This window comes from Massilia suwonensis (assembly GCF_042655665.1).
Lineage (GTDB): Bacteria > Pseudomonadota > Gammaproteobacteria > Burkholderiales > Burkholderiaceae_D > Telluria > Telluria suwonensis.
Window position 1 is genome coordinate 1,388,360 of the sequence record NZ_JBHSMR010000013.1, and the last position, 14,568, is coordinate 1,402,927.

Annotated in this window: 14 protein-coding genes; 2 read left to right on the forward strand and 12 right to left on the reverse strand. The window is 66.9% G+C overall.

Annotation, left to right across the window (positions count from 1 at the left end):
- Positions 1–9: 9 nt before the first annotated feature.
- From ACFPQ5_RS14245 to ACFPQ5_RS14290, 10 genes are all read right to left on the reverse strand, one after another.
- On the reverse strand, positions 10–966 hold the full coding sequence (locus ACFPQ5_RS14245) for a hypothetical protein (RefSeq protein ID WP_379756690.1): 957 nt from the start codon (positions 964–966) through the stop codon (positions 10–12).
- 193 nt (positions 967–1,159) lie between these two features.
- Positions 1,160–3,049 (reverse strand): hybrid sensor histidine kinase/response regulator, encoded by a 1,890-nt coding sequence (locus tag ACFPQ5_RS14250; protein ID WP_379756693.1) that lies wholly within the window; start codon positions 3,047–3,049, stop codon positions 1,160–1,162.
- Between the two features lie 11 nt (positions 3,050–3,060).
- On the reverse strand, positions 3,061–4,395 hold the full coding sequence (locus tag ACFPQ5_RS14255) for an ATP-binding protein (RefSeq protein WP_379756696.1): 1,335 nt from the start codon (positions 4,393–4,395) through the stop codon (positions 3,061–3,063).
- Positions 4,392–5,435, reverse strand: a complete 1,044-nt coding sequence (locus ACFPQ5_RS14260; RefSeq protein ID WP_379756700.1) for an ATP-binding SpoIIE family protein phosphatase — start codon at positions 5,433–5,435, stop codon at positions 4,392–4,394. Before ACFPQ5_RS14260 ends, ACFPQ5_RS14255 begins: the two co-directional genes overlap by 4 nt.
- Positions 5,423–5,890, reverse strand: a complete 468-nt coding sequence (locus ACFPQ5_RS14265; RefSeq protein WP_379756703.1) for an anti-sigma regulatory factor — start codon at positions 5,888–5,890, stop codon at positions 5,423–5,425. The genes ACFPQ5_RS14260 and ACFPQ5_RS14265 overlap by 13 nt, the downstream gene beginning before the upstream one ends.
- Positions 5,887–6,246: an STAS domain-containing protein gene (locus ACFPQ5_RS14270; protein ID WP_312550807.1), complete on the reverse strand. Its 360-nt coding sequence runs from the start codon at positions 6,244–6,246 to the stop codon at positions 5,887–5,889. Before ACFPQ5_RS14270 ends, ACFPQ5_RS14265 begins: the two co-directional genes overlap by 4 nt.
- A 7-nt stretch (positions 6,247–6,253) precedes the next feature.
- Complete coding sequence (locus ACFPQ5_RS14275; RefSeq protein ID WP_379756706.1) at positions 6,254–7,114, reverse strand: STAS domain-containing protein; 861 nt, start codon at positions 7,112–7,114, stop codon at positions 6,254–6,256.
- Between the two features lie 174 nt (positions 7,115–7,288).
- Positions 7,289–8,482, reverse strand: a complete 1,194-nt coding sequence (locus tag ACFPQ5_RS14280; RefSeq protein WP_379756709.1) for a DUF1444 domain-containing protein — start codon at positions 8,480–8,482, stop codon at positions 7,289–7,291.
- A gap of 100 nt (positions 8,483–8,582) precedes the next feature.
- Positions 8,583–9,905, reverse strand: a complete 1,323-nt coding sequence (locus ACFPQ5_RS14285; protein ID WP_379756712.1) for an ATP-binding protein — start codon at positions 9,903–9,905, stop codon at positions 8,583–8,585.
- Positions 9,902–10,564, reverse strand: a complete 663-nt coding sequence (locus ACFPQ5_RS14290) for a response regulator transcription factor (RefSeq protein WP_379756715.1) — start codon at positions 10,562–10,564, stop codon at positions 9,902–9,904. Before ACFPQ5_RS14290 ends, ACFPQ5_RS14285 begins: the two co-directional genes overlap by 4 nt.
- A gap of 238 nt (positions 10,565–10,802) precedes the next feature.
- Here ACFPQ5_RS14290 and pbpG point away from each other — a divergent pair, with 238 nt between their 5' ends.
- Positions 10,803–11,669: a D-alanyl-D-alanine endopeptidase gene (gene pbpG / locus ACFPQ5_RS14295; protein WP_379756718.1), complete on the forward strand. Its 867-nt coding sequence runs from the start codon at positions 10,803–10,805 to the stop codon at positions 11,667–11,669.
- 28 nt (positions 11,670–11,697) lie between these two features.
- Here pbpG and ACFPQ5_RS14300 read toward each other — a convergent pair whose 3' ends face one another.
- Positions 11,698–12,681 carry an acetoacetate decarboxylase family protein gene (locus tag ACFPQ5_RS14300; RefSeq protein ID WP_379756721.1) on the reverse strand — a complete coding sequence of 328 codons (984 nt, stop codon included), beginning with the start codon at positions 12,679–12,681 and terminating at the stop codon, positions 11,698–11,700.
- Between the two features lie 64 nt (positions 12,682–12,745).
- Positions 12,746–13,177, reverse strand: coding sequence for a MerR family DNA-binding transcriptional regulator (locus ACFPQ5_RS14305; protein WP_379756724.1), 432 nt, complete (start codon positions 13,175–13,177; stop codon positions 12,746–12,748).
- Positions 13,178–13,327: 150 nt separating this feature from the next.
- On the opposite strand from ACFPQ5_RS14305, the gene ACFPQ5_RS14310 reads away from it, so the two are divergent.
- Entirely contained in the window at positions 13,328–14,560 is a 1,233-nt protein-coding gene (locus tag ACFPQ5_RS14310; RefSeq protein ID WP_379756732.1) for an NADH:flavin oxidoreductase/NADH oxidase family protein, read from the forward strand.
- Positions 14,561–14,568: the final 8 nt, after the last annotated feature.

Consider the following 14,568-nt stretch of genomic DNA (forward strand, 5'->3'; position numbering starts at 1 on the left):
GACTCCACCCTACTGTAAGAGGGTGTTTCCCCGCTCGCGCCGTAAATTACTCATCACCTGGCGCACCGGCAAGTGATACGCCAACTCGGTATTCGTGTGATGCCACGCATTCTTCGGCCGGTACTCCACCCCGATCGCCACGTTCGAATTGAGCGCCCCGAACCAGTCCACCTCGCCGATGATGTCGACGATCTTGCGATAGCGCGGCGGCATGGCGATCGCGGCCGAGATGGTGACGATGCCCATATCCGCCAGGTGCTCGTCGGCCTCCGCAGCCCGCAGCGCATACAGCGCTTCCGAAATCACCAGGTTGCCCTTCGAGTGCCCCGTCAACAGTCCAAAACGAAAGCGCCGGTCGGTCAGCAGCGCGCACAGCGTGCGCGTGTCGAGGCTGGCGCGGGCGACGTCGGGCAGGTCCGGGGTCAGGTCGAACACGGTGCCGCGCGTGAAGTCGTCGAGCTGTTCGAAGGCATGGCGCAGGCGGTTGAGCGCGCCGAACCAGAACCAGCCGCCCGCCGCTTCCGTCAGCAGGTCGGCCAGGCCGTAGCCCGATACCAGCGCCGCCACCGGCTCGCCGAAGGCGTCGGCCACGTTGCGGGCAAAGGCGGCCGTGCCGAGCGCCGAGCTGCCGACGCCGGCCACGGCCAGGATGCGCAGGCGCTCGCCGCCGGCGCGGGCGAAGTCGTCGATGTGCGGGCACATCGTGAGCGAACCGGCGCCGGACGGCGGCACGATCAGCAAGGCGCCTTCGCGCGCCAGCCAGGGTGCGAGCGCGGCGGCCTCGAGCGGGTGAATGACTTTCAGGTCGTAGAAAATGGCGTCGAGCACCGCGTTGCGGCGGCGCCAGAACTCGAGCGAGGCTTCGCGCCATGGGGTCTTCGCCTGCGCCACCTCGGCCGGCGTATTGCGCTTCAGTTGGGCGGAAGCCAGCACGAGCGGCGTGCCGGGAGTCGATAGCTGGGCCATGGCGGATCTCCTCGATGAAGCCGGCGGGCGTGAATCGTGCGCCGGAACATGTCAGAGGGGCCGCGGGGCGTGAAGTTCACCGACGGGTGTGCATGGACACGAAAGACCGCGTGGGCACGGAATGCCCACCCTACATGCGGTCGTAGGGTGGGCATTCCATGCCCACGCGGTACAAAGTGTGAAAATCCGCGCCCTACCCGCGCAGCGCCTTCTCCAGATCCTCGAGCTCGGCCGGCTTCACCAGGTGCGCATCGAACCCCGCCTCCTGCGCACGGCGGCGGTCGTCGGGCGAGCCGTAGCCGGTGTGCGCCACCAGCCGGATGTGCCTCAGCTCCGGATTGGCCTTGATCATGCGCGCCAGCTGGTAGCCGTCGGCGCCCGGCAGGCCGATGTCGAGCACGATCACTTGCGGCCGGTGCTGCAGTGCCAGGGCCTCGATCTGGGCGGCATCCGAGGTGGTCCAGGTCTCGTGGCCCATCTCGGCCAGCAGGAAGCCCATCATCTCCATGGCGTCGACGTTGTCGTCCACCAGCAGCACGCGCAGGCCGCCGCTGTCGGCGTCCTGCTCCTGCGCCGCGTCGGTCGCACACTCGTTGCCCGTGGTGCGCAGCACCGGCAGCTCGACGATGAAGGTGCTGCCCATGCCGATGCCCGGGCTTTCGGCGCGCAGCTGGCCGCCGTGCATCTCCAGCAGGCGCGATACCAGCGACAGGCCGATGCCGAGCCCTTCCGGCGCGCGGTCCGGCGGCACCGCCGCCTGCGCGAACATGCCGAAGATGCGCGGCAGGTTGTCCTCGGCGATGCCGATGCCGTTGTCCTGCACGGCGATCTGCACGTTCTCGCCATCGAGCGTCACGCTCAGCGTGATCTGCCCGCCCTTCGGCGTGAATTTCGCGGCATTGTGCAGCAGGTTGCCGACCGACTGCGCCAGGCGCACCGGGTCGCCCGCCACCCACACCTGGCAGTCCGGCTGGCGCACGTCGAGCTGGTGGCCGCGCGCGGCGATCAGCGGGCCGGCGGTCTCGATCGCCTGGGCGATCACGGCGCCCAGGTTGACCTCTTCGCGCCGCAGCACGATCTTGCCTTCCGAGATGCGCGCAACATCCAGCAAGTCGTCGACCAGGTGCGCCAGGTGGTCGACCTGGCGCAGGATGACTTCGCGCGCATGCGAATGGCGTTCGCCGGCGTTGGCGCCGCCCACGCCGAGCAGGGCCGCGGCATTGCGGATCGGGCTCAGGGGGTTGCGCAGCTCGTGCGCCAGCGTGGCCAGGAACTGGTTCTTGTTGGCGTCGGCCGCGCGCAGCAGCGCTTCCATTTCCTTCCTCGCCGAGATGTCGCTGGTGATGCGCGCCACGCGGTACACCTCGCCGCGCGCATTCCTCACCGCGAACAGGCGGTCGCGCACCCAGCGCGTCGCGCCGTCGGCCATGATCAGCCGGAATTCCTCGTCGTAGTGCGGCTGGGTCGCCAGCGCCGCCCAGCGCCCCGCCAGGCGCGCGCGGTCGTCCGGGTGCACGCTTTCCAGCCAGCTGGCGTGCTGGCGCTTGAGGGTCTCGACGCTGCGGCCCCAGATGGTGGCGTAGGCCGGGCTGACATAGGCCAGCACGCCGTCCGGCGCCGAGAACATCCAGAACACGTCCTCGATGTTGTCGGTCAGCTGGCGAAAGCGCTCTTCGCCCTCGCGCAGCGCGTCCTGGGTCTGGCGCATGCGCAGCAGCGCATTCACGTTGGCGATCAGTTCGTCGGCCTCGATCGGCGCGGCCAGGTAGTTGTCGGCGCCGCCCTCCAGGCCGCGGATCTTGTCGGCGCGCCCGGTCAGCGCGGCCGAGGTCTGCAGCACCAGCACGCCGTTGGTATCGGGGTCGGCCTTGATGCGGCGGCAGACCTCGATGCCGTTGATGTCGGGGAGCTTCACGTCCAGCAGCACCAGCGCCGGATTCTCTTCCCGGACCATCGCCAGTGCATCGGTGCCGTTGGCCGCTTCCAGCACCCGGAAGCCCGCGCTTTGCAGGATCCGGGTCTTGGCGTAGCGTGCGCCGTCGTTGTCGTCAACGTTGAGGATCAGAGGTGGAGTGGCAGTCATGTTCGGTTTCTTCAGGCGTTGTCAGGCGCCGGATGGGGAAATAAACGCGGCAGCGTCAGCATGAAGGTCGAGCCTACACCAGGACGGCTGCTGACGTCGACGCGTCCGCCCAGCAGTTCGGCCAGGCGCCGGCACAGCGGCAGGCCCAGGCCCGTGCCCTTGCTCTTGCGCTGCAGCGGGTTCTCGACCTGGGTGAATTCCTCGAAGATCAGCTGCAGGTGCTCGGCCTCGATGCCGATGCCGGTATCGGTGACGGCAAAGCGCAGCGTGTCGGTTTCGAACTCGTAGATCGCGCTCACGCGTACCGAGCCCTGCTCGGTGAACTTCAGTGCGTTCGAGATGAAGTTGCGCAGGATCTGCGACAGCAGGCCCTCGTCCGATTCGAAAGGCTCATTGACGCCCTCGTTCTCGAACACCAGTTCGACGCGTTCGGTATCGACCAGCGGGCGCATCATGCCCTTCAGGGCGCGGAACAGGTTCTCGATCACGACCGGCGCCGGCTGCGGTTCGACCCGCCCGGCTTCGATCTTGGCCAGGTCGAGCAGGTCGTTCACCAGTTCCGACATCTCGGTGGCGGTGCGCTCGATCAGCCAGACCTGGCGCTCCTGCTCCTCGGTCAGTTCGCCGTCCATGCGGTCGAGCAGCAGCTTCGATAGCGCGCGGATCGAGGACAGCGGCGTGCGCAGCTCGTGGCTGGTGTTCGACAGGAAGCGCGACTTCATCTCGTCGGCGCGGCGCAGGCGCTCGGCCTTGTCTTCGATTTCCGCGTACAAGGCGACGATGCCGCGGTTGGTGTCTTCCAGCTCGCGCGTCAGCGAGAGCAGGTCATCCTGGCGCTCGCGCAGCTCGGCCAGGGTCTCGACCAGTTCGCGGTTCTGCTGCTGCACTTCCTCGAACGAGCTGCCGGCCGGCGTCGCGGCCAGTTCGGTGGCGATCTGCGCCAGGCGCGTCGGGCTGATGGGGCCCTGCGGCGGCAAGGCTTTCTGCATGTGGATCGCGGGGCCGCCGGCAGCGCTGCCGGCCACGCAGGTATCCATCAGGCGGTGCGCCGTGACCAGCGCGGCGTCGGCCAGCGCCGCCGCTTTCGTGTCCGGCGCCGGCGCGCCGGCGGCGGTGACCGTCACCTCGAGCTGCTGGCGCGCGTGCCCGTCTTGCAGCACGAAACTGGCGCGCGCCTTGATGCCGCCGAAGCAGGCCGCGCGCGCGACTTCCGAGACGGCGGTGGCGATGCGCACCTGGTCCTGCTTGGCGAAGCCGAGCAGGTCCGAAATCTGGCGCGCGCGCTGGCGCACCAGCACCACGTCCTTGTCCCCCTCGAGGGCGACCGAGAGGATGCGCTGGCTCATTGCAGTCCTCCGACGCGCCCCGCGTGGCGGCGCACCACGAGCACCATCGCATCGTCGCGGCGGCGGATGAAGTCGCGCATCAGCGCGGCCGCGATCAGGGCCGGGCTGCGCGCCAGCAGGCCCGGATAGCGGTCCAGGTCCCACTGGGTCTGGATGCCGTCCGAGTGCATGATCACGATGGCGCCGGGAGGACAAGGCACCGAGAACTCCTGCACCTTGCGCATGTTGTGGCCGACGATGCCGTTGTGCGAAACCAGCGGGCGCCGCTTGTCGCCGTCGATCACATAGGCGCCGATGTTGCCGATGCCGGCGAAGCGGATGGTGTCGGTCGCGAAATCGATGCGCGCGGCCGCCAGCGCGGCGCCGCGCGTGATGCGCAAGGCCTCGTGCGCCGCCTCGACCAGGGCCGGGGCTTCCGATTGCGGGCGGTGCGCGAGCTCGCCGAGCGCGGCGCGTGCGGCGCGGGCAGCATCCGGTCCATGGCCGAGGCCATCGGCCGCGAGCAGGGTCGCGCCGCCCGGACCGCAGGCCACGCCCCAGCCGTCGCCGCACTCGTCCTCGCCGGCCAGCGGCACGGTCAGTGCGCCGACGTCGACCCGGCACAGGCCCGGTCCCGCCTCGTCGCGCCACAGGCGCATGAAGAACAGGGCGCCATGATCGGGGGCGGACCAGGCGTCGAATTCGTCCGACAAACGTCGCAGCGCGCCGAGGCCGGTACCGGCCGTGCCGGCGGTCGACATGCCGTCGCGCAGGCAGGCCTCGAGGTCGGCGATGCCGGGCCCCTTGTCCACGGCCAGCACGTCGACGCCGGGCACGCCTTCGGACTGGGCCACGTTCAGGTAGAGCGTTCCTTCGCCCGCATGCTTGAGCAGGTTGGTGCCGGCCTCGGTGACGATCAGGGCCAGCGCGCCGGCGCGGGTCTCGTTGAAACCGAGGTCGGTGGCCAGCTTCTGCCCGGCGCGGCGCGCCGCCGCGATGTCGCTGGCGTGCACGATCGGGAAGGCGATCTGGGCATCGAGGGAGCTGATCAGCGTTTCCATTTCACGACCGCGATCGCGGTCCCTTCCCCCGGACGGGTGTCGATCTCGAATTCGTCGACCAGGCGCCTGGAGCCGCCCAGGCCCAGGCCCAGGCCGCCGCCGGTGGTATAGCCGTCGCGCAGCGCCAGCTCCAGGTCGGGAATGCCGGGGCCGGTGTCGACGAACACCAGGCCCACGCCCTGGCGCAGGCCGTCGGCCAGCTTATCCAGGTGCACCGCGCCACCGCCGCCATACTTGATCGTATTTCTCGCCAGTTCGCTCGCCGCGGTGATCAGCTTGGTCTGGTCGACCAGCGACAGGCCGATGCCGACGGCGCGTTCGCGCACGTGCTTGCGCAGGTGGACGACGTCCTCGTCGGTGCGCAGCGGCAAGCTGGCACGCTCGACGCGCTTGCGCGCATGCAGCTCGAGCAGGTCCGTCTCGAATCCGACTGCCAATTCAGCCGCGGTGCTCATCTGTTCAGGTTCTTTCCGAGCAGGGCCATGCCCTTCTCGACGTTGAGCGCGGTCTTCACGCCGTGCAGGGTCAGGCCCAGCTCGACCAGGGTGATGGCGACGGCCGGCTGCATGCCGACGACGACCGTCTGGGCGTCGAGCACGCGCGCCATCGCCGCGGTGTTGCTGATCATGCGCCCGATGAAGGAGTCGACCAGGTCGAGCGCCGAGATGTCGATCAGGACGCCCTTGGCGCTATCGCGGACGATACGCTCGGTGAGGTCGTCCTGCAAGGTCATGGCCAGGCGGTCGTGCATGTCGACCTGGATGGTGACCAAGAGCAGGTCGCCCATCCGCAGGATAGGGATGCGTTCCATCGCAGGCTCAGTTCTTGATGGTGATCGAGGCGCCGGTACGCTCGAGGGCGACCAGGAAGGCGTCGGCCAGGGTTGCCTTGGTGATCACGTCTTCCAGGTTCACGCCGAGGTGGACGATGGTCTGGGCGATCTGCGGACGGATGCCGCTGATGATGCAGTCGGCACCCATCAGGCGCGCGGCGGCGATCGTCTTCATCAGGTGCTGGGCGACCAGGGTGTCGACCATCGGCACGCCGGTGATGTCGATGATGGCGATCATGGCGCCGGTATCGACGATCTTTTGCAGGATGTTTTCCATCACGACCTGGGTGCGGGCCGAGTCCAGGGTGCCGATCAGCGGCAGCGCCAGGATGCCGTTCCACAGTTTGACCACCGGGGTCGACAGCTCCAGCAGTTCCTGCTGCTGGCGCACGATGATCTGGTCCTTGGCCTTCTGGAACACTTCGATCGTGTACAGGCCGAGCTTGTCGAGCAGCGTGCCGATCGACCAGGAAGCTGAGGCCAGCCCCTCGGCATCGCCGGCGAAGCCCGCCGTCAGCTGCGAGAACAGCGGCTGCTTCAGCGAGAACACGAAGGTCGCCGTTTCACTCGGGGTCGAGCCGCTCTTGGCGCGGGTCGACGAGATCTCGCTCAGCAGGTCGCGCACCTCGTCCCAGGAACGGTGGTCGATGTTCTCCAGTTCGCCGCCGCGGGTCGCCTGGGCGAAGGCTGCCAGGAACTGCTGGCAATGCGTGCGCAGCTGTTCCTTGGCGCTGGCGGTGCCGCGCACCATCAGCGCATCGAGCTGGGAAATCCATTGGGAGCCGATTTCTGCCTGGTGATCCTGGATGAGCTGGCTGATACGGGAGGCGTTGTCTTTCGTGGTCATCGATGCTTTCCTAGGTTTGGTCGTCGTTCATGGGTGCGCCCGAATTCTGGACGAGCTGCCCCACAATTGGAGAATTATTAACTATAACACTTCCGCTATTGAATCCATGAAACGTTTGACTAGCGTGCGGGGGCATTCGCACCATGCCGGTGCACGGCTGCAGAACGGGACGTTTTACTGCAAACCCAGGCTGGCCAGGTCGGGAAACCGCTTCACCCGATAACGGGGCGGATAACTGTCCGGATCAAGCTGCATCAAGTGTCCGGCCGCCGCTTCGACCCGCTCCCAATCCAGCACGCCCGCGCTGCGCGTCTCGCCCGCGTCGTTCATCCCGACGAAGGCGAGCTTGTCGGTACGGGGCAGCAAGGCATCGACGCCCTCGGTCCAGGTCGCGACGCTGAACAGGCGCTCGTCCTCGCCCTTGTAGAGCATGTAGGTGGCCACGAACAGGTCGACGCCCTGCTTTTCGTGGACCTGCTCGAGCAGCTGCTTCTGCTCGGCGTAGTCTTCCTGCAGCGCGATGCGCTGCAAATCGGCCAGCAGGCTTGCTGCCTCCTCGTCCTCCGGCCGGTAGGGCAGCGCCCGCCCGTCGACGAATTCGTACATCAGCATCGACACGCGCCGCCCTTCCTGGTCGATCGCCGCCTTGGCGTTTTGCAGCAGTGCCAGCAGGTCGGCCTTGCCGCGCGTGGCGCTCAGCAGCATCCGCCCACGCGTCGGGATCATCGCCACCGGCTGCGGCCCGGCCACCCGGTGCACCAGGTCGGCCAGCAGCAGGCGCGACGAATCGTAGGCGTCATTCCAGTCGCTCGCGAACTGGGTTGGCGAGAGCTGGACGAACTTCTCGGCGGCGAGGTCGCGCAGGTTGTCGATCGCGATCGCGCTCGCCTCCTCCAGCGACACGCCCCAGGCCGCGAGCTGCTCCATGCCGAGCACGCGCGTCAGGTGCTCGGTGTCGTAGGCCAGCAGCAGCGCCGTGTCGGCACTGAAGTCCGCCATGGCAAATTCGGTTTCCTTGACGCCGGCATCGAGCAGCGGAGCGAAGCGCGCCGCCTGCAGGAAGGCGCGCGTACGCAGCACCGGCAGCAGATTGCCCCTGGCCGCCTCGAAGGAGTCGGGAATGTCCGAGCGCACGAACAGGTGCGAATACCTGGCCACGACTTCGTCGCGTTTGGCACGCGGCGCCTGGCAGTAATCGTGATAAAAATTGTGCAGGTTGACGACGTCGTTCTTGCCCATGACGATGCGGAAGTTCGACGCGTCGAATTCCATCGGGCCGTCGAAGCCGCGCTCCCTGGCCGCCTGCATGACGATCCTGGCGAACTTGGCGGGTGATGGGGTGCGATTGAAAAGATCCAGGATTCCCACGGCGTGCTCCGAAATGGCGATAACCCAGCAGTCTAGAGCGGCCTTGCCTGTTCGTCCATCGATGAAGCATTCAGGAATAAAAAAACCGCCGGACCGGCCGCTACCGCATGAACCGGACCGCCACCCGCAGCCCTTGTTGGCCTTGCCTGTCCGCGAGCGTCACCGTGGCATTGGCCTTGTTCGCGACCGCCCTGACGATCGCCAGGCCGAGGCCGGAGCCGCCTTCCTGCCCGTTTCCCGGCACCCGGTAGAACGCATCGAATACCCGGTCGCGCTCGTCCTCGGGAATGCCCGGCCCCGTGTCTTCGACGACGACCTCGACCGGGCCGTTCGCGGCAAGCACCTGCACGTCGACCTGTCCACCGCGCGGCGAATAGCGGATCGCATTGTCGACGAGGTTCTTGACCAGCATGAGCAGGTCGAGCGGCTCGATCGCGACGCTCGCATCGTCGTCGCCGACGACGCCGAGGTCGATGCCGCGTTCCTCGGCGAGCGGATACAGGTCTTCGATGACCAGGCGGATCGCCTGCTGCAAGGACACCTGAGAGGACGCCTCCCCTCCTCCCTGCTGGGAACGCGCCAGGGCCAGCAACTGGTCGAGCATGAGCCGGGTACGCTGCAGGCCTTCGGTCAGGGCGAGCATCCGGCGGCGGGCCTCGGCAGGCATCTGCGCCGCCGCAAGCCGTTCGGCCTGCAGGCTCAGCGCCGTGAGCGGCGAGCGCAGTTCGTGGGCGGCGTCGGCAACGAAGCGCCGCTGCCCGTCCACGACGCGCTCCACGCGCATCAGGAGACGGTTGATTTCGGCGACGAAGGGCTGGACCTCGTCCGGCAGCCCGGCCGGTTCGAGCTGGCTGAGGTCGTCGCCCCTGCGCTGCCGTGTTTCGACTGCCAGCTTGCGCATGGGGCGGAACAGTTTCCGGGTCAGCAGGCCAACCAGCAGCACCAGCACCGGCGCCAGCAGCGCAAAGGGCAGCAGCGAGCGCAGTGCGCTCCTGACCGCGACCGCATCGCGCACCGTGGTTTGCTGGGCGACCGCTACCCGCATGCCATCGTCGGCCGACATGACGAAAACGCGCCAGGACTCGTTGCCGATACCGATCGTCTGGATGCCGTCGGGCAGGTGCCGCGAAATGCGCGGCTGCTCGTCACGCGCGGCGGGCCCGGCGTCGCCGGCTTCCTCCAGAAAGCGCACGACGATGCGTTCCTCGCGGCCGATGCCGGCGATCCGCTGGCGCGCCGCCAGCGTCACCGGGCGCGCCTGGATACGGCCGATGAGATAGGCGGTCTGGCGCAGCTGCTTGTCCTGCGCGAGGTGCGCGTCCTTCCACGACGCGGCGAAGGTGAAGGCGGCCGCAATCGCGGCGACGGCGACGACAGCGAAGGAAATCGAGACGGACAGGCGGTATTGCAGGGAGGTTTTCATGCCGCCTTCGGCACCATCCAGCCGACACCGCGCACGTTCTTGATGGCCGCGCTGCCCAGCTTCTTGCGCAAGGAATGGATCAGGAACTCCACCGCATTGCTTTCGACTTCCTCGTTCCAGCCGTAGATGCGGCTTTCCAGGTCGGTACGCGACAGGATCGCGCCCGGCCTGACCAGCAATGCCTGCAGGAGCGCGAATTCGCGTCCGGTGAGACGCACCGTCTCCCCGTCCTTGCTGGCTTCATGGGTCGCCGGATCGAGCGTCAGCATCCCGTTCGACAGCGCCGGCCCGACTGCCGGGCCCTGGCGCCGGGTCACCGCCCGCATGCGCGCCAGCAGTTCGCTCAGCTGGAAGGGTTTGACGAGGAAATCGTCGGCGCCGCAATCGAGTCCGGCGACGCGGTCTTCGGTCGCATCGCGCGCGCTGAGGACGAGCACGGGAACACGGCGGCCGCCGGCGCGGATCTTGCGCAAGACCGACATGCCGTCCTTCTTCGGCAGGTTCAGGTCGAGCAGCACCATTTCATACGGCAGGCAGGCGAGCGACTGCAGGGCGGCTTCGCCGTCCACGACCCAGTCCACCCCATAACTCGCCTCGCGCAGGGCTTGCTGTACGACATTGCCGATCATGTAGTCGTCTTCGACCAGCAGGACACGCATTGCTTGCTTCCTTATTGTGAGTTTCGCCGTCCGGCCTGCGAGTCCACGCCGGCCAAGGGCAAAAGGTAGAGGCCGATACTTAGCTCAGCCTTAGCGCCACTGGCGCCCCTGTTCCTGTGGGTCAGCCTTTCCGCCTGACTAAGTGTTTGCTAAGTGTTGCTGCTTACTATGGCCCCGCTCGCCCATCCATACGGACGCGTGCGATCGACCTTTACGCAAACCGCCCACCATCCCACGTATGAGACCGTTCCTCTTTTCCTTCCTCTTGCTGCTCGGCCTGGCATTCTGCCTGCCGCCGGCACATGCCCGCGCGCAGGACGCCGCGCACGTCACCCGCCTCGCAACGCTGCGGTCCAGCGCCGTCGTCATCATCGACCCGAAGTCCAAGGCAATCTTGTACCAGAAAAATGCGCGGGCAGTCATGCCGATCGCATCGCTCACCAAGCTGATGACGGCGATGGTCGTGCTCGACGCGCGGCAGGACATGAAGCAGAAGCTGACCGTCACGAAGGCGGACATCGACCGGCTCAAGCATTCGTCCTCGCGCCTGCAGGTGGGGACCAGGCTGACCCGTGCGGACATGCTGCACCTGGCGCTGATGAGCTCGGAAAACCGGGCGGCCTCGGCCTTGGGACGCCATTATCCGGGAGGAACACGCAAGTTCGTCAAGGCCATGAATGCGAAGGCACGGGCGCTCGGCATGGGGCACACGCGTTACGTCGAACCGACTGGCCTGTCGCAGGCGAACGTCTCGACCCCGGCCGACCTGGCCAGGCTGGTCGTTGCCGCCGAACGCAATCCGGTCATCCGCCGCTACTCGACCGACCGCCACTTCGTCATCCGCCAGGGCAAAGCCCGCACCGTGTACCGCAATACCAACCGGCTGACCGCGAACGCGAACTGGCGCATCCGCCTGCAAAAGACCGGCTATATATCGGAAGCGGGCCGCTGCATGGTGCTGTATGCGATCGTCAAAAAGCGGCCCACGGTGATGGTATTCCTGGACGCGCAGGGGAAGCTGTCGCATGCGGCGGATGCCAACCGGGTCCGCGCGTGGCTGGCGCGCTTCGGCGCCAGGATACTGGCGCATGCCAAGGGATCGTGAAGCGGCACGGAGCACGCGGCGGGACGCTTCAGCGGCCCGGAGGCAATCCGTCCAGGGGCCGCGGCGCATACAGCGCGCTCTGGAATTCCGGGACGTACTCGTAACGCAGCATTTTCCCCAGTTTCAGGGACTTGATGTAGGCGGCGAGGCTGCCTTCGCCCAGCGTCAGGTGCACCGCTTGCGCATCGCCGCTCGACGCATGGCTGAGCTGGCGCGACACGGCATAGCCGTAGTTCAGCGCACCGTCCCGGCCGACGTTGACGAAACTGTTGGTCACCAGCTCGGCCTCGTTCGACAATCCGGGCAGCTTGCTCCCTTCCAGCACGAGGTCGGCCTTGCCGCTGTCCGGATCGATCAGTTCGAAGGCGATCGTCCGTTCGTCTTCGCGCAGGCGGATAGCGGTCAGCCATTTCGGCAATCCGTAACCGACCACGCCGCGCACCCGCGCCAGTTCCGTATTCACCGGCAGTTTCAGCACATAGCCCCAGAAATCCTTGGCCCGCGCCTGGCCCAGCAGGCTGAAGGGCCCGAAGCTGCTTGAACCGGGACGATTGGTGACGACCGAGAGCGAGATCTCGTTGTAGCTGTCGTTGTCGCAGTAATGATAGGCATAGGCGGTCAGGGCCACCACGCCCCTGCCCGGCCAGACCTGGAGCGGCTGCACCTGTTCGCGCACCGCGGCCGGCACCAGTTCGCGCAGGCGGTCGATGTCGGCGGTGAAGATGGCGGTGATCCGGCTGTCCTTGTAGTAGAAGTTGGGCGACCAGGTCTCGAAGCCGACGTCGACCTTTTCCTTCTTCAGGGTCTTGAACCAGCCGAGGTCGACATCGGGCGCCTCCTGCTGGATGACGGACAACGGCGGATTCGAGCGGTAGCGATCGTACAGGCCGCCCTTGAGGACCGGCACTGTATGGCCGGCGATGTCGATCGTCGTGCTCTCCTGCTCCGTGGCGGCCGCTGCTGTCGCCATGAGTGCCATGCCGGCGATGGCCATGCTGCGTTTGATGTGCATGCTGCGTTCCCTTCGACTGGTTGAAAGATCGAGGGGGATGCTAGCTTTCAAGCCGGCTTGAAGGTCAAGAGGCTTGTTTCCTGTTCCGGGGCGGGAGCAGTTCGACGCTGTCGATCACACGGGCGGCATTGTCGCTGCAGGCCATGTCGGCCGGCTTCGATTCGATCAGCGCGATCAGGGAGCGCAGGTGCGCCTTGTTCTGCGCCAGGCGCAGCTCCATCGCCTCGATGTCGGCCAGCTTCCGGTTCAGGGTCGCCATCAACTCGTCATGCCGCCAGCCGTCGGACTGCGCCGGCAGGATCGCCTTGATCTCGTCGAGCGTGAACCCGGTCTGCTGGGCGTTGACGATGATACCGAGGATCACGGCGGCATCGAGCGGGTAGTCGCGGTAGCCGTTCGACTGCCGGCCCACCGATTTCAACAGCCCTTTCGACTCGTAGAACCGGATCGCCGACGCCGACAGGCCCGTGCGCTTTGCAAGTTCGCCAATTTTCATATCGATCTCGTGGGTGAAATAAGGGGAAGCCTAGCCTTGAAGTAAAGTTGAAGGTCAAGCCTTGCGTGGCGAACGATTTCGTAAAATACCTGTTGACCTTCAAGTTGACTTGAGGCTTACGATCCTGTGCATCGTAACCCAGGAGCCGCCATGAGCCCATTTACTCCCCTGACACTGCCGAACGGCACCCGCCTGACGAATCGCCTGGCGAAGGCCGCGATGGAAGAAAACCTCGCCGACGCCGACCATGCACCCTCCGATGAGCTGATCCGGCTCTACCGCACCTGGGCCGAGGGAGACATCGGCTTGATCATCACCGGTAACGTGATGGTGGACCGCCGCGCCATGACCGGCCCGGGCGGCGTCGTGCTGGAGTCGGGCGAACACCGCGCACGCTTTGCGCAGTGGGCCGAGGCGGCCCGGGCCGGCGGCGCCCAGGTCTGGATGCAGATCAACCACCCCGGCCGCCAGATGCCGGCCGCGCTCGGCCAGCCGACGCTCGCGCCATCGAGCGTGGCGATGGACATGGGACGCTTTTCCAAACAGTTCAGCGCGCCAAAGGAAATGCTTGATGCCGACATCGCAGAGGTCAAGCGGCGCTTCGTCGAAACGGCCGTACTGGCCGAACAGGCCGGCTTCGACGGCGTGCAGATCCACGCGGCGCACGGCTACCTGTTCAGCCAATTCCTGTCGCCGCTCACCAACCGGCGCACGGACCAATGGGGCGGCTCGCTGGAGAACCGCGCACGTATCCTGCTGGATGTAGTGCGCGAGGTGCGCACGCGGGTCGGCGCGCGCTTTGCCGTCTCGGTGAAACTGAACTCCGCCGACTTCCAGCGCGGCGGCTTCAGCCCCGAGGATGCGCGCGAGGTCGTGCGCATGCTGAACCCCTTGAAGATTGACCTGCTCGAGCTGTCGGGCGGCAGCTACGAAGCGCCGGCCATGCACGGCCAGGCGCGCGACGGCCGCACGCTGGCGCGCGAAGCCTATTTCCTCGAATTCGCCCAGGACATCGCGCAAGTGGCCGACATGCCGGTGATGGTCACCGGCGGCATCCGCCGCCTGCCGGTTGCCGAGCAGGTGCTGCAGGGCGGCATCGACGTGGTCGGCATCGGTACGGCCCTGGCATTGAATCCCGCCCTGCCGCGCGAGTGGAAGGCCGGCGCGCTCAGCGTTCCCGCCTTGCGCCCCATCACCTGGAACAGCAAGGTGCTGGCCTCGCTGGCCTATATGGCGATGGTCAAGCATCAGTTGCGGCGCATGAGCCGCGGCAAGGGAACGAATCCAGGTGTGACGCCGCTGCGGGCGTTTGTCGAGCAGCAGGTCGATACGCTGCTCAAGACGCGGCGCTACCGGCGCTGGATCGGCCGTCAGGCGGCGTAAGAAATAAA

What these genes read in the sequence shown, in the direction of transcription:
- ACFPQ5_RS14245 (WP_379756690.1), bottom strand. Translation starts at nt 966, where the DNA reads ATGGCCCAGCTATCGACTCCCGGCACGCCGCTCGTGCTGGCTTCCGCC.
- ACFPQ5_RS14250 (WP_379756693.1), bottom strand. Translation starts at nt 3,049, where the DNA reads ATGACTGCCACTCCACCTCTGATCCTCAACGTTGACGACAACGACGGC.
- ACFPQ5_RS14255 (WP_379756696.1), bottom strand. Translation starts at nt 4,395, where the DNA reads ATGAGCCAGCGCATCCTCTCGGTCGCCCTCGAGGGGGACAAGGACGTG.
- ACFPQ5_RS14260 (WP_379756700.1), bottom strand. Translation starts at nt 5,435, where the DNA reads ATGGAAACGCTGATCAGCTCCCTCGATGCCCAGATCGCCTTCCCGATC.
- ACFPQ5_RS14265 (WP_379756703.1), bottom strand. Translation starts at nt 5,890, where the DNA reads ATGAGCACCGCGGCTGAATTGGCAGTCGGATTCGAGACGGACCTGCTC.
- ACFPQ5_RS14270 (WP_312550807.1), bottom strand. Translation starts at nt 6,246, where the DNA reads ATGGAACGCATCCCTATCCTGCGGATGGGCGACCTGCTCTTGGTCACC.
- ACFPQ5_RS14275 (WP_379756706.1), bottom strand. Translation starts at nt 7,114, where the DNA reads ATGACCACGAAAGACAACGCCTCCCGTATCAGCCAGCTCATCCAGGAT.
- ACFPQ5_RS14285 (WP_379756712.1), bottom strand. Translation starts at nt 9,905, where the DNA reads ATGAAAACCTCCCTGCAATACCGCCTGTCCGTCTCGATTTCCTTCGCT.
- ACFPQ5_RS14290 (WP_379756715.1), bottom strand. Translation starts at nt 10,564, where the DNA reads ATGCGTGTCCTGCTGGTCGAAGACGACTACATGATCGGCAATGTCGTA.
- pbpG (WP_379756718.1), top strand. Translation starts at nt 10,803, where the DNA reads ATGAGACCGTTCCTCTTTTCCTTCCTCTTGCTGCTCGGCCTGGCATTC.
- ACFPQ5_RS14300 (WP_379756721.1), bottom strand. Translation starts at nt 12,681, where the DNA reads ATGCACATCAAACGCAGCATGGCCATCGCCGGCATGGCACTCATGGCG.
- ACFPQ5_RS14305 (WP_379756724.1), bottom strand. Translation starts at nt 13,177, where the DNA reads ATGAAAATTGGCGAACTTGCAAAGCGCACGGGCCTGTCGGCGTCGGCG.
- ACFPQ5_RS14310 (WP_379756732.1), top strand. Translation starts at nt 13,328, where the DNA reads ATGAGCCCATTTACTCCCCTGACACTGCCGAACGGCACCCGCCTGACG.